Annotated in this window: 14 protein-coding genes and 1 pseudogene; all 15 read left to right on the top strand. The window is 43.4% G+C overall.

Going from position 1 to position 14,318, the window contains the following annotated elements:
• The first annotated feature begins 36 nt into the window (after nt 1–36).
• The 15 genes and pseudogenes from murB (at nt 37) to BMW94_RS19030 (ending at nt 14,147) form a co-directional block, all read left to right on the top strand.
• The gene (murB, locus tag BMW94_RS19095; protein ID WP_091000548.1) at nt 37–927 is read left to right on the top strand and encodes a UDP-N-acetylmuramate dehydrogenase; all 891 of its coding nucleotides are present in this window, start codon (nt 37–39) and stop codon (nt 925–927) included.
• A gap of 6 nt (nt 928–933) precedes the next feature.
• The gene (locus BMW94_RS19090) at nt 934–1,395 is read left to right on the top strand and encodes an Rrf2 family transcriptional regulator (protein ID WP_091000547.1); all 462 of its coding nucleotides are present in this window, start codon (nt 934–936) and stop codon (nt 1,393–1,395) included.
• Nucleotides 1,396–1,399: 4 nt separating this feature from the next.
• Nucleotides 1,400–1,948 carry an NADPH-dependent FMN reductase gene (locus tag BMW94_RS19085; protein WP_091000546.1) on the top strand — a complete coding sequence of 183 codons (549 nt, stop codon included), beginning with the start codon at nt 1,400–1,402 and terminating at the stop codon, nt 1,946–1,948.
• Between the two features lie 181 nt (nt 1,949–2,129).
• Nucleotides 2,130–3,536, top strand: coding sequence for an outer membrane protein assembly factor BamB family protein (locus tag BMW94_RS19080; RefSeq protein WP_091000545.1), 1,407 nt, complete (start codon nt 2,130–2,132; stop codon nt 3,534–3,536).
• A 198-nt stretch (nt 3,537–3,734) separates the two neighbouring features.
• On the top strand, nt 3,735–4,958 hold the full coding sequence (locus BMW94_RS19075; RefSeq protein WP_091000544.1) for an RNA polymerase sigma factor: 1,224 nt from the start codon (nt 3,735–3,737) through the stop codon (nt 4,956–4,958).
• A gap of 168 nt (nt 4,959–5,126) precedes the next feature.
• On the top strand, nt 5,127–6,119 hold the full coding sequence (locus BMW94_RS19070; protein ID WP_091000543.1) for an SDR family NAD(P)-dependent oxidoreductase: 993 nt from the start codon (nt 5,127–5,129) through the stop codon (nt 6,117–6,119).
• Nucleotides 6,120–6,578: 459 nt separating this feature from the next.
• Nucleotides 6,579–8,612, top strand: coding sequence for a methyl-accepting chemotaxis protein (locus BMW94_RS19065; RefSeq protein ID WP_091000542.1), 2,034 nt, complete (start codon nt 6,579–6,581; stop codon nt 8,610–8,612).
• A gap of 163 nt (nt 8,613–8,775) precedes the next feature.
• A pseudogene (locus BMW94_RS30970) lies at nt 8,776–9,196 on the top strand (hypothetical protein).
• 138 nt (nt 9,197–9,334) lie between these two features.
• Entirely contained in the window at nt 9,335–10,240 is a 906-nt protein-coding gene (locus tag BMW94_RS19055; protein ID WP_254790293.1) for a poly(ethylene terephthalate) hydrolase family protein, read from the top strand.
• Between the two features lie 97 nt (nt 10,241–10,337).
• The gene (locus tag BMW94_RS19050) at nt 10,338–11,099 is read left to right on the top strand and encodes an MBL fold metallo-hydrolase (protein ID WP_254790292.1); all 762 of its coding nucleotides are present in this window, start codon (nt 10,338–10,340) and stop codon (nt 11,097–11,099) included.
• A gap of 216 nt (nt 11,100–11,315) precedes the next feature.
• On the top strand, nt 11,316–11,531 hold the full coding sequence (locus BMW94_RS30235; RefSeq protein WP_139209371.1) for a 3-keto-alpha-glucoside-1,2-lyase-like domain-containing protein: 216 nt from the start codon (nt 11,316–11,318) through the stop codon (nt 11,529–11,531).
• A 182-nt stretch (nt 11,532–11,713) separates the two neighbouring features.
• On the top strand, nt 11,714–12,631 hold the full coding sequence (locus BMW94_RS19045; RefSeq protein ID WP_091000541.1) for a deoxyribonuclease IV: 918 nt from the start codon (nt 11,714–11,716) through the stop codon (nt 12,629–12,631).
• Nucleotides 12,632–12,732: 101 nt separating this feature from the next.
• On the top strand, nt 12,733–13,077 hold the full coding sequence (locus BMW94_RS19040) for a YojF family protein (protein WP_024631702.1): 345 nt from the start codon (nt 12,733–12,735) through the stop codon (nt 13,075–13,077).
• Nucleotides 13,078–13,100: 23 nt separating this feature from the next.
• Entirely contained in the window at nt 13,101–13,775 is a 675-nt protein-coding gene (gene bshB2 / locus BMW94_RS19035) for a bacillithiol biosynthesis deacetylase BshB2 (protein WP_091000687.1), read from the top strand.
• A 90-nt stretch (nt 13,776–13,865) separates the two neighbouring features.
• Complete coding sequence (locus BMW94_RS19030) at nt 13,866–14,147, top strand: hypothetical protein (RefSeq protein ID WP_091000540.1); 282 nt, start codon at nt 13,866–13,868, stop codon at nt 14,145–14,147.
• Nucleotides 14,148–14,318 lie beyond the last annotated feature (171 nt).

Here is a 14,318-nt window from a genome sequence, read left to right as displayed (position 1 = left end):
TGCAATCATGTCTTTTCAACTCAGGGAGAGAATGTCATGAATATTTTTGAAAATCACATACCTTTGGAAAAATTGAAATGGAATGAGCCATTAAAAGACCACACGTATATAAAGCTGGGTGGTAAAGCAGACATACTTATCCATCCCACAACGAAAGAAGAAATTATTAACGTGGTTAACATTGCAAAAACACATCAAATACCTCTAACGATTATTGGAAAAGGATCAAATGTCATTATTAAAGATCAGGGTGTGCGTGGAATAACGCTCTCTCTGAGCGAATTTGATCAGATTAAAGTCTATGGTGACAAGATTGTCGCGCAGAGCGGTTCCAACATTATTGATGTGTCACGTACTGCTTTGCATAACAGCTTAACAGGTCTGGAGTTTGCATGTGGAATACCCGGAAGTACAGGTGGCGCTTTATATATGAATGCTGGAGCTTACGGTGGTCAGATGGATGAGGTCGTTGAGCGAGCACTAGTGGTTACTAAAAATGGAGAATTGCTTAACATGGTCCGAGATGACATGCAGCTTGGTTATCGAAACAGTATCTTTCGAACGGATCAATACATCATACTTGAAGTGGAATTTAAGCTTAAACCAGGGAATAAGGATGTCATTTCGAGTATCATGCAGGATTTAACGTTTAAACGGGAATCCAAACAACCGCTTGAATTTCCCTCTTGCGGAAGTGTATTCAAACGTCCAGAGGGACATTATGTCGGAAAACTCATTCAAGAGTGTAATTTACAAGGCACTCGCATTGGGGGAGCGGAAATTTCCAAGAAGCATGCTGGTTTTATCATTAATGCAGATGACGCCACTGCTGAGGATTATTTAGAATTAATCAAATTAATTAAAAAAACAGTACGTAATCAATTTAATATTGAATTGGAGACGGAAGTCATTATTTTGGGAGAGTAGGCAGCTATGAACAGTGAGCTAAGTGTTGTCATCTATATTCTGGTTCTCCTTAGTTCACATGAAAATGAGAAGCTAACCAGTACTCAGATCTCTGAAAGGATTCGGGTGAACCCGGCGAGGATACGCCGAGTCCTTAGCTCGATCAAAAAAGTGGGATACGTTAAGTCAAAAGAAGGTATTGACGGTGGTTATGTTTTGTCTAAAGACCCGTATGAGATAACCTTGAAAGATGTGTACACCCTGGTGTCTTCCAAACCGCTTCAGATTCCCAAACCATCCGTTATGAATAAAGGGAATTTAACAGCAGAGGTAGATATTCAGCTCGCAAACATTTTCATAGAAAGTGAACAGCAGTTAATGCAGCAGTTAGAAAAAATCACTCTAGGCAGCATGCTTCATGTGATGAAGGAATGTGCGTTGGAAACCATGGAATCGTTTGATGATGAAGATGAAATCATAGGAGGTTAATGTTGTGAAATTAATCGGATTATCCGGGTCACTGATTGGATCAAAGACACCAGTGGGTGTGGATGCTGTACTCCAATTCGTAAAAAATAATCATCCAGAAATTGAAGTGGAACTCATAGATTTAAGAGATTATAAAGGGATCGAATTTTGCGATGGTCGCAAGTTGGAGGATTACAATGAAGACACCCAGATGGTGGTTCAAAAATTGATTGATGCTGACTTTTACGTGATCGGCACACCAATATATCAATCCTCTCTGACAGGCGTACTGAAAAATGTATTCGACCTTCTGCCCGTGCAGAGCATTTACAATAAAGTGATGGGTTTTATAGCAACCGGGGGCACCTATCAGCATTATTTGGTAGTGGAAAATCAATTAAAACCGATTGCCGGCTTTTTCCGCTCCTATGTTGCCCCAAGCTATGTATATCTGAATAGTGATCATTTTGATGCTGAGAATAACATTAAAGATACTGAAGCACTGAGCAGGCTGGAAAAATTGGCTGAGGAACTGGTCTTCATGCAGACTCAACTAAAAGCTTCATCCCGCTGAACAAGGAGTCGCCAATTTGGCGGCTTTTTTCGTTTTAAATTCAAAATAAATCTCTTAACAAGAGTATAACTATTATGCAATCCATTACGTTATATTGATGAAGATTATAAATACGATAGCTCTCTAGAAATACACATCTATTAAAGTAACTAATGTAGAAACCATTAAAGTGGAGGGTATTATGCTCAAAACGAAAAAGAATCGACCGTTTACGAATTTGAAAGGTCAACTATTCCGATGTATCGTCGCAAGCTTTACAGCTGTGGGGCTTCTTGCTCTGGGGGGGAACGCCGTTATTCTGTCTCAGGCACATGCAGACGCACCTGATGTTTCGGTACGCAACTGGTATTCCTACATGGGGATTTCGGTACCCGAACTTAAGCCTTCCTGGACTGCAAAGGTGGACAATTATTTGAAGATGAACGAACCTTATATTGGGCATCAGGCCGTAGCAGAAGAGGGTAAGGTATTCACTTTCGCTGATAGCAAACTGATTTCATTGGATGCAAAGACAGGCAAACGGCTATGGTCTTATGGAAATGGATTAACACCTTATGTTGTTTATCATAATAACGTCATTTACGGTCTCACTGGGGATCATAAGCCTTATGCTTTGAACGCGAAGACAGGAAAAGCGATATGGCAATCAGGCTCATCCACCTGGATCGATACACGGTATCGTACAGAAATGTTAGTTCCAACGGGTGATACCCTTTATATTATCCAAGGAAGTACAACATTTGCATTTGATATAAAGACGGGCAAGCTAAAGTGGCGGGCTGACGAGCCGCTTGGTGAAGGAAACGGTACCGACTACCTGGAGGAATCGAATGGCGTCGTGCTTCGAACCTTTTTTGTACAGGGGGCACTTACGTCCATCCAACTAAATGCATATGACAAGAAGACAGGCAAAAAGTTATGGGATGATTTCGGTCAAGGAGAAGCACTTCAAATTAAAGACGGTCTCGTGTATTCGGTTGATTATCATTCTTCCAAACTGACAGAATATCAATCAAAACCGGAACGCAAAGTAAGTGTGAATGCCTATAACCTCAAGACTGGCGTGCAAAAAGGGAGTCTTGAATACAACTGGAAAATGAATGGTGATCCACCGTATGACTATGGGTATGGGAGTGTATTTGCAAGCAATGGAAAGTTATACATTGAACAAGGAGATCGGGTAGCAGAATACAACTTTGACAAATATACAGCTAATGCAGATCCGCTTCGGACTTATCCGCGCCCTTTTTATAAAGAAAACGGGCTGTCGCTTGGTATCGTGCAGGAAAGGCTGATATACAAAAATGAAACAACGGGAGAACTAGCGGGTATTAAGCTGGTGAATGGACAGGAAATCAAGTGGTATGGCGACGCGCCTGTTGCTCAGATTAGCGTGTACGGCAAAGGAATGTACCGGACGCAGCGTAACGGAACAATGTTGGGGATTAATATGTTGACTGCTACACCCGTCTTTCGGGTAACCACCGGAGCAGATTTACACGAAGCGACGCTGAAGACAGACGGTATGATCATAATACAGGCGGAGGGTAAACTCCTCGGTGTAAAGCTGCCCGCAACGTTGAGATAAGCAAAGGCTGAGTTGTTTTCCATAAAGAACAAAGGTAGCCGATCAGTGAATCGGCTGCCTTTGTTTATTTTTTATCTCAAAAAAAACAGAATTCATACTAAAGAGGTGAAATAGCCAAAAATAATTTTTTTCTCATGCGTGGCTTTTTTGCTTCCTCCGGTGTCTAATTAAATGTAAATCAAGAGGAGGTTCCCCACCATGTCAGGAGCTCATGACACGAAACCTGTTTATCCGGATGAACAGGAAAGCATCGCCATCTTTGAGAACACGTATGAGCAATATCGTCAGAGAATCAGCAAATACTTCTCACTGAAATTGAATCCATTGGTTGCAGATGATTTGACCCAACAGGTGTTTTTGAAAGCAGTCGAAAATATTCACAGCTTTAAAGGAAGCTCAAATTTATTCACCTGGATCTTTAAGATTGCTCAGAACACGGTGAAGAACGAATATCGCAGGTTATCGCGACAAAAAGAATCTCCTTATGATTTTACAGATTATGAATCGCAATCGATCTCTCTTGAATTTACGAAACATGTTGATATTCGAATTGATATTGGTTCTGCGTTACAAAAGCTGGATGAGATTGATCAGGAAATTATTGCATTACGCTTTTTCGTTGACTGCACCTTGCCCGAAATATCCAAGATTGTTGGACGACGGGAAAGCGCAGTAAAGAACAGACTGTACCGGGCTTTGGAGAAATTAAGAAAAGAACTGAAAGAGTGGGGGGATATTGCCATCATGTCTATTCATGAACTGATTTCCATTGTAAATAAAGGTGAAAACCAAGATACGAATGATCATACGAAGAAAGTGCATCAAGATTTGTTCGATGAGCTCAACAATAGTGTTGAACGAGTGTCGACCAAATATAAACATCATCCATCACAAAAGGTAGTTATTGAAATTTATCCTGATCTGCCAACGTTCCATCAAGCTGTCGGCGAAACAGATGCCCCGAATTGGTTTATGGGCACACATGAAGGGCGTACTTTAAAAATTGTCTCTCCATTGAATCCGGGACCGGAGCATACGTATCAATCCATTCTGAAAGGCACAGTCCACTTGTTCGCCATGTGGCTAATCAGCGATATTAATCCTGCAGCTCCCAAATGGATCAGACAGGGCATTGGTGGATATGAAGCTAAGCATATGTCCCAAGATTTCATTAAAGGATCAACGGAAGATAACATTCGTAACCAGTCGATTCCATCTTTTGATGAATTAAATAACGATACGTGGGATTTTGAAACGATGAAAGGTTTTCAGTTCTCTTATATGATGGTGGAATTTGTGGTTGAGCGATACGGTGTAGATGCATTGAACAAACTGATTCGTAATCCTCAAGATTTCGAAGGGATCTTTCAATGTAGTGAGACTGAACTGTATGAGCAATGGGTGAAGTATATAGAAATATAATAGAAATACAACCTTATACTTATGTTTATAGGCTCGGTGATGAACCGGGCTTTTTTTGTATGAGTAAAGGTTTGGGACATTGAGGTAGAGGAATTCGTTCATATTTGACTTAGAGTACACTCTAAGCTGTAAACTTGAGGAAGACACATCTGGAAGGAGATTATTTTGATGAACCAGGATAACAAGTCAAAAACCTTACAACATAAAATCGGTTCCGGATTCAACCATCGCACAACAGCTGAGGAAGTATTGAGTAACACGGATCTATCCGGAAAACTTGCCATCGTCACGGGTGGATATTCCGGATTGGGACTGGAAACTACACGTGCACTCGTTCGTGCTGGAGCCAAGGTTGTTGTAACCGCACGTCGGCCAGCCATCGCCAAAGAGGCTCTTGCAGGACTAGCTGGTGTAGAGATCGATGAAATGGACCTCGCAGATCTCACCAGTGTCCGTGCTTTTGCCGATCGTTTTCTGGCAAGCAACCAGAGTATCGACATGTTGATCCTTAATGCGGGGATTATGGCTTGTCCAGAGACTCGCGTAGGGCCGGGCTGGGAAGCACAATTTGCTACGAACCATCTTGGACATTTCACACTAACTAACTTATTATGGCCGGCACTCGTAAGTCAGGAAGGAGCACGGGTTGTATCTGTTGCATCAACAGGACATCATTTCTCACCAATTCGCTGGGACGATATGCAATTTGAGAACGGCTATGAAAAGTTTCCTGCATATGGGCAGTCCAAAACAGCAACCATTCTGTTTAGCGTCGAACTGGATAGACGCGGTGCAGATCAGGGCGTGCGTGCATTCTCTGTACATCCGGGTGGCATTCTGACGCCGCTGCAACGACATATGCCGAAGGAAGAAATGATTGCATTGGGCTGGATTGATGAGTCTGGTCAAGTTGCCAATCCAAACTTTAAAACACCTGAGCAAGGGGCAGCAACGCAAGTATGGGCAGCGACATCTCCACAACTTGAGGGAAAAGGTGGCGTGTACTGCGAGGATTGTGACATCAGTGAGCCAGCTCCTGCGGACGGAGCCTTCTTTGGAGTCAAGGATTATGCCATCGACCCTGAGCAAGCCCGTCGTCTATGGGAAATTTCAGCCCAGTTGACTCAAACGGATCTACCAACCTCTGTACGATATAGCTAACACAATATTAGGGCTTTTCCCAGCACAACGTTGGGAGTTCATCAGAGGTTATGAAAGTGTAAGGACACTGCCAACAAGTTATGTTGAGGTTCTCGAAAGTTTCTTTATCATGGGATGATTGAGAATTACAGCCATCATTCGTCCGACCCGAGAGAAGCATCACGATTAATAGATGAGCAACCGTACGCACAAGCGTGGATCAGAGAATATTTAATGAATGCTCCTTTTATCTTCAATGGGATAGAAGTGCAGGAAGTCACCTAAATGGTGGCTTTTTTTCATACACAGATTGTTACGAATACATGCAAGACACTCCACTTATGGAGAACGGAATGAAAGTGATTATAAGAAACATGAAAATTTTTCATATATCTTTAAGTTGAAATTAATCGCACTCTCATCTATTTCATGCTTAATAGAGAATAAGCTTTCATATATCATACATAAGGAGAAACGCATATGAAATTAAAGCAAAAACTCAGGACCGTCCGAACACGCCTTGCGGCTACATTATTAACAATGCTGCTGCTACCCAGTCTTGTGATTGGGGGATTCTCCTATCTGACCGCCAAAAAGCAAGTGGATACTCAATTGGCCAATATGGCCGATACAGACATATCTCTAGTTAATAGCATAGTCGATCAATACATACAAGCTAAACAGTCCGATATTGGTCTGTTATCCGAATCCATCTTGTCTGCTGATGCTGCAAGAGGAATATTAAATACATATACCAACAACCATTCAGAGGCAGAAGCCGCTATTTTTGTTAACAGTGACGGTGAATATGTGTATGCTTCCTCCAATCAAAGCCAACCTGTTGACTACAAGCCTTTGGAAAATGAGTTTTATACAAAAGCGATTGCCAAGCCGGGACAGGTCGTTGTGGCGGAGCCGTTTACTTCGGAGCAGTCGGGTCATACGGCAGTAACTCTGGCGAAAGCGTCTAACGACGGCAAGTCCGTAGTCGCTGTTACACTGGATTTAACTGCTTTGCAAGAAACTGTTGGCAATATTAAAGTTGGAATGAACGGTTTTGTTGTCATCTTTAGTGCCAATGGCTCCATGATTGTATCTCCGCCGTGGGGAGGGGAGGGGGCAGAAGAGGCAGCACCGGATTCAGGCAGCACCGTTTCGAGTGATTCCTCTTCCAATCCGGGACCGAACGGTGTTCAAGGCGAAGAAGGACCCGTGACAATGAAGTTTGACGGAGATTCCGGACATATCGAGCAGATCTCTCCTGAAGGAGAGATCCGAGAACTCGTCTACATGACTAATGAACTGACAGGTTGGAAAATTGCAGGGGACCGCTCACCGATCGAGGTCGTACAGGCTGCAAAACCGATTTGGAACAATACTTTACTGGTCATCGCCTTATTTGTTTTGCTTGGTGCCGGACTGACGATGTTGATTGTACGTTCCATTACCAAACCGCTCAATGTATTGAATCATGTTGCCGGTGAAGTCAGCCGAGGAGATCTGAGTCACAGCGCAGTCATTGGTTCAAACGACGAACTCGGTGAACTGGGAAATGCCTTTAACCGTATGGTCGATTCTTTGAATTCCATCGTGTCAGAGGTTAAGAACTCGAACGATCAATTAGTTACCGCTTCGGAACAGCTTTCAGCCAATGCTGGACAAAGCGCGACTGCAACCGAGCATATCGCACAAACGATTGAGCTCATGGCAGAAGGAGCGGACAGACAGGTCACACTTGTTGAAGAAAGCTTGCAGACCATTCAGAACGTAGCGAGAAAGATAGGTCATATCGCTGACAATGCCTCGGCGACTGCTTTAGCCACGGAGCAGGTTGCAGAGAAATCGAAGGAAGGCGGACTAGCTATTAATGGGGCTGTTTCCCAAATGGGCACCATTCACCATTCCGTCAACCGTGTATCCGATGGTATTAACCATCTCGTGCAGATTTCACTGGAAATTGGGCAAATCATCAAATTGATCTCTGACATCTCCGGCCAGACCAATTTGCTGGCGCTGAATGCTTCCATTGAAGCTGCACGAGCAGGTGAGCATGGAAGAGGATTTGCTGTTGTAGCAAGGGAAGTAGGAACACTGGCAGACCAAGCAGCAGATTCGGCGAAGCAGGTTACTGCTCTCATCGGCGCCATTAACGAAGGAATCCAGTTAGCCGAGCAATCCATGATAGACACCATCGGCGAAGTATCCACCGGAATGAACGTTCTGAATTCGACGGGGCACCTCTTCGACGAAATTACGTTATCCGTAGATATGGTGAATAGTAAAGCCAATGAAGTGTCAACGATGGCGAGTGAAATTGTGCAGGAGACGGGACAGATGGTCGAGACGATTAAGGACATATCACACGTTTCCCAGGAAACTGCGGAAGGAGCACAGACGGTATCTGCGGCAACGGAGCAGCAGCTTGCTTCCATGCAGGAAATCAGTTCATCTGCTTCTTATCTTGCTCGCATGGCATCACGTCTTCAGGAAGTTACGGAAAAGTTCAAGGTTTAGAAATTCAATCATTTCCAAACAGAAACGTAAAACGCATCGAATCCATGGACTCGATGCGTTTATTTTTTATTGAAGTCAAAGATCTTTGCATGAAACAACAAGATTTCGAAAGATCTCCCTTGTTATAATCAATGAGAAAAATTGAATGTGAAGGAGCTTATCTATGCATAAAATTGTAGAACCGAAAATTTTCTATTTCGGAACACCAGTCGTACTGATCAGCACTCTAAACGAGGATAATTCGGTAAATTTTCATCTGCATGGTCGCTACATCAGTCGTTTATGCATGGAATAAGTAACCGATCTCAAACCGTAGCAAATATTCTGCGTGAACGTGAGTGTGTCTTAAACCTGCCTTCCGTAGACCTTGTTCACGCTGTGGATCGATTGGCTCTTCTAACCGGACGTAATCCTGTTCCTGATTACAAAGTACGACACAGCTGATATTGATGGATGGAGAGGAGAATTATATCGATCCAGATAAGTGGAATCCGCTAATAATGAACTTTTGTGAGTTTTATGGTATCGGGGAAAAGGTACATCCGTCTAGATTAGCTTCAGTCTTTGCACCACCTGTGCGTTAGATCATTTTAGAGATTTTCTTATGAAATGCAGAAAGGTTGGTGTAACAACTAAATAACGGTAAACAAAAAGCCTTGTTCCTGTGGTATGTTTTACCTACGAATATGCCGCTTCAATGTGAGAGGAGATTGGATGCACAAGTGAAAAGAGTAATCCGAAGCAAGTTGTTTCTATGGATGACAGGTGTTTTCGTTATTTTGATCGCTGCATTTTGCGTATTATCCTTCATGCTCGTGAATTCGGTGTCTGCGACCTTCGAAACCGGAAGTCTTGAAGAGAAATATGCGCTACCCGGCACGTACGAGGTAGATACGCTGGAGATCAAGGATGAACAAGGCGAGAAGCTCTACAGGATTTATTCTCCGAAATCAACGGCTGTCTTTCACCCGCTCATCGCTTGGGGCAACGGAACGGGGGCATTACCTGACAATTATGATCAGTTGTTGAGACACCTGGCCAGTTGGGGATTTGTTGTCATTGATACATACAGTCAAACTACGGGCACAGGAAAAGAAATTATGGCTGCGATTCAATATATGCTTAATGAAAATGAAGCGACGGTCAGCCCGTTCTATCACAGGGTTCAAAAAGATCGGGTCGGTGCGGCAGGGCATTCGCAGGGATCAACGGGTGTCATTAACGCTCATACGAATTTTGAGAACGGGAATCTCATCAAAACGGTTGTATCCATTGCTCTGCCTGAGCTGAAATATTGTGATCCAGAGGACGTGTATGATACATCAGCGCTGAAGGTTCCATTTTTTGTTATAGGGGGAACTCGAGATTTCATCATCTCCCCGTCAGACTCCAACAAATTGGCCTTGGATAATACCAATCCGGACCTTCCGGTCTTAATGGCCATGGCTAAAGGCGCTGCGCATACCGCGATAGAGCAGGATGGCGGGCAGCATAGAGGTTATCTGACAGCTTGGATGAGATATCAACTAATGAATGATTCGGAGGCAAGGATGGCTTTTGTTGGAGAAAATGCTGAAATAGAAATGAATAATCATTGGAAGGATGTTATTTCCGCAAATTTACAATAGTCATATTGGAGGACAGTCGGGCTGTTATCTGCGGATTTGCCTGTAAAAACCTCTGAATCATCATGATAACCTCTTCATTGGGAAGGAGAGGGATTCTATGAAAAATGGAGTGCACACGTTCCGGGGCTCAAAGCATTTTCGGCTGAATGATGTTGCTGAAGGAGTGTATGCAGCCATTGCGATTCCCGGTACGGGTTCTTTGGGCAATGCAGCAATCGTTGATCTGGGTGATACAACTCTTGTTGTGGATACTTTCACGACAATACAGGCAGCCGCAGAGCACCTCACAGGAAGCCCCGCTTCCTACGTAATAAATACGCATTGGCATAGTGATCACACATGTGGAAATCAAGTATTTACTCCTACTGCTCAGATTATCTCCACATCCATTACACGTGAAATCATGGACAATTTTGTGAGAAAAAGACTTGCGCAGCAGCTTGAAAAACCAGAATTGATCTATCAGGCTATCGATGACCTTGAAGTGAAAATACAACAAGAGACTGACAAAAAACTTAGAATGGAGATGGAATGGGATAATGCCAGTGACCGTCAATGTATGGACATGCTACCCGATCTAGTATATTCAGTACCAACGCTGACTTTTGATCAGCATATGACCATTCATGGCAGTCAGCGTACTGTGAAACTCATTACATATGGCGGAGGTCATACGCAAAGTGATGCATTTGTGTATATTCCAGAGGGAGAAATTGCTTTAATGGGGGATCTGGTGTTATCCAAACACCACCCGGTTATGGCATATGCCAATCCGCAGCAATGGCTTACTATTTTGGATGAAGTCGAAAAATTAGGTGTAAAAACAATTTACCCGGGCATGGGGAAGTATGTTCACTGAAAGAACTGCATGAGGTAAAAGGGTACATCACCGATCTGCTGGAAATAGTAACAAATGCAATTCAAGACGGGATAAAGATGGATGAAATATCCGTACCACCAGCCTACCAGGACTGGTTCTTTGCGACGTACTTCAAATCAAATTTGAATACCTTATATGATATGCTCACCAAATAGCAAAAAAAATACAACGAACAGAACAACTTACATCTATTGAGTGTTTACTAGAAAACTAGAATCCTATTCCACCAATACCTGGTATCATATGAAAGTTGCCGTCAATGGCACATACATCAAAGTGTTTGTCGATGATATGGTCAATCTGAAGATCGATTATACGGACAACAGCTTGAATCCGTTCACGCATGGCAAAATCGGTGTCAGAACGGCAAACAAGCATACGCATTTCGATAACATTTCCGTTTCTCCTTGAACCGGAAGCTAAGCGTTAAAAATAAAAATGGTTGTAACGAGAACTGAAACGCATATCAAGCCGCCAATTGGCGGCTTTTTGCCTTCCTCTCATCTCCTTCACCACCGTCATTTCCCATTAGCCAATCCAACCCATTTCATTGATAATTGAATGATGGATTCGACAGGAGAGGGTGGTTGGTAATGAATAGTAGTGATCTGCTGATTGGATCGCATGTATCCTTTGGAGGAAAAGAGATGCTTCTCCAGGCTAGTAAAGAAGCTGCTTCTTACGGTGCATCTACTTTTCTGATGTACACCGGCGCACCGCAGAATTCGAAACGAAAATCTATTTTGCAATATAATATAGAAGCAGGTCATTTGCACATGAAGCAGCATGGCATTTCCAATATTGTTGTGCATGCTCCATTCCTAATTAATCTGGCGAATAGTTGCAAACTAGAGGTGTTTGATTTTAGCGTACAATTCTTGCGAGACGAGATCGAACGAACGGCATCACTTGGATCAAATCAGCTTGTTCTTCATCCCGGGGCCCACGTAAACGCTGGATTGGATATCGGTATTCGACAAATAATCCGGGGATTAAACGAAGTATTACAAGACAATAATCACCCGGAGGTACAGATTTCGTTGGAGACGATGGCGGGAAAAGGAACAGAGTGCGGAACAAGCTTTGAAGAACTGGCACAGATTGTCGATGGCGTGCAACGGAATGAACGGATTTCCATATGTCTGGATACTTGTCATGTTCATGATGCCGGATACGATATTGTTGATAATTTTGATGGGGTGCTTGAGCAGTTTGATAAGGTACTTGGCCTTGATCGATTAAAAGTACTACACATCAATGACTCCAAGAATGTGCGGGGATCGAGGAAAGATCGCCATGAAAACATTGGGCACGGACATATCGGACTTCAGACTTTGGATTATATCGTACATCATCCTCAACTTGCGTCACTTCCGAAACTGCTTGAGACGCCGTCGATTGGCAAAATAAAATATAAAAGTGCACCTTATCGACATGAAATTGCCCTGTTAAGAAGAGAGTGCTCCGAACCCGTGCAGAAGGAAGAGGATTCTTTAGCAAACAGTCAATAGAGAGTATTCCAAACATTCGCTCACTCATTCCATGTTTATTCTCACGGGACATATGTTAAAATGGATGTAGAACGTTACTTTTTATTAAAAAGGAGGCCGCCATGCAGCCAATAGAGCCTCAAGACATCCAACACCGGATCAATCAACTTCTCGATCAGGACCTATATTTACACCTCGAACTCACGTCAGGTGCTTACGCCAGTCACTTCGATAGCACAAGGCATCCGGGGTCGGCATTCATTTCCAATGCGGTCATACGATATACGCAAGGATCTATCTCGGGCACAGGCCCATACCGAGTTGGTTTAAAAACCACTCACGGCTGGATATACGCTGAAGGACTTACACACATTGACGAGCTGGAACAAGAACGACTCATTCTGGCTGGTCACGATAGTCAAGGAAAGCTGGTTGTAGCTTTACAACTTAGTCGGGAATTGTTCTGATGAAAGCGGAGGATCAAATAAGCATGAATAACAAACAAGTTGAACATCAGCGCATTTTAGTTGTGTTTCCCCATCCCGATGATGAAGCATTCACTGCTTCGGGAACGTTGGCGAAGTACATAGAAGGCGGTGCTCAAGTCACTTATGCTTGCCTGACTCTAGGGGAGATGGGACGTAATATGGGCATCCCTCCATTTGCCAACCGGGTCACCTTGCCAATAATCCGTAAGGATGAACTCATAGAGTCCTCCAATGCGATTGGTATTCAAGACTTAAGGATGCTCGGTTTTCATGATAAAATGATCGAGTTTGAAGACCCTGAGCTGCTAGATGGCCACATCTTGGCGCTGATCAAAGAGCTTAACCCGTCACTGGTCATTACTTTCTATCCGGGGTATAGTGTGCATCCCGATCATGATGCAACCGGAGCCGCGGTTACGCGTACCATTGGTCGACTGCCTGCAGCGGAGAGACCTATTGTGTACTGCTGCGCATTCTCGAACAATCACGAAGAGAGCATCGGGAAAGCGGATGTGATTGAAGATGTGAGCGGATTCCTTGCCAAGAAAATGGCGTCGATTCGAGCTCACCGTTCACAATTCCAAGCGCCGGAACTTGTCGGCAAGGGGAAATTGGACGATGAACAAATCCGAAATCGGTTTGGAAGAGAAGCATTTTGGACCTATAAGTTCGATTGATTTTACAATCTGTACAGTCTAATTAACGTAAAAAGTCGCCATTATGGCGACTTTTTCCTGTTTTAAACATACGTATGAGCATTCCTGAATTTGAGTCATATATCGACATCTTTCCCTATGCTGTTTGGACATATATTAGACCCGGCTATTCAGCGTGTAACTGTCGAGTTCGAGGGGGATGAGAAACCAGTAGTTACCGAAGCCAAGCTGGTCGAGGTGGGACCGGAGAGCATAATCTGGTTTGTATTGTTGCCTTCGTCTGCAACTATCCCATATGAAATAAAGGGATTCAATGATAAAGGGGAGCTCGTAACCCATAAACAAATGGATGATCCGAATGGCATGGGTTCCATGGTTCTGGAAGAGCGTTAAAGAGTGATCGTATGGGACCTGCGAGTAGGGCGGGATCGCCAAGTTTGGAAAACAATAAAAAGGGAACAACCCACTGTAAAATGTACCCCTTGTAAAGGACAATTTAAAAAAGGTTAGGCAACTTCAAGCTGCTGTCTGTATTTTGCAGGCGGTAGCTTTTTCAAATTCCAT

Source organism: Paenibacillus sp. OK003 (assembly GCF_900109515.1).
Lineage (GTDB): Bacteria > Bacillota > Bacilli > Paenibacillales > Paenibacillaceae > Paenibacillus > Paenibacillus marchantiae.
This window is presented reverse-complemented; position numbering and strand designations above follow the sequence as displayed.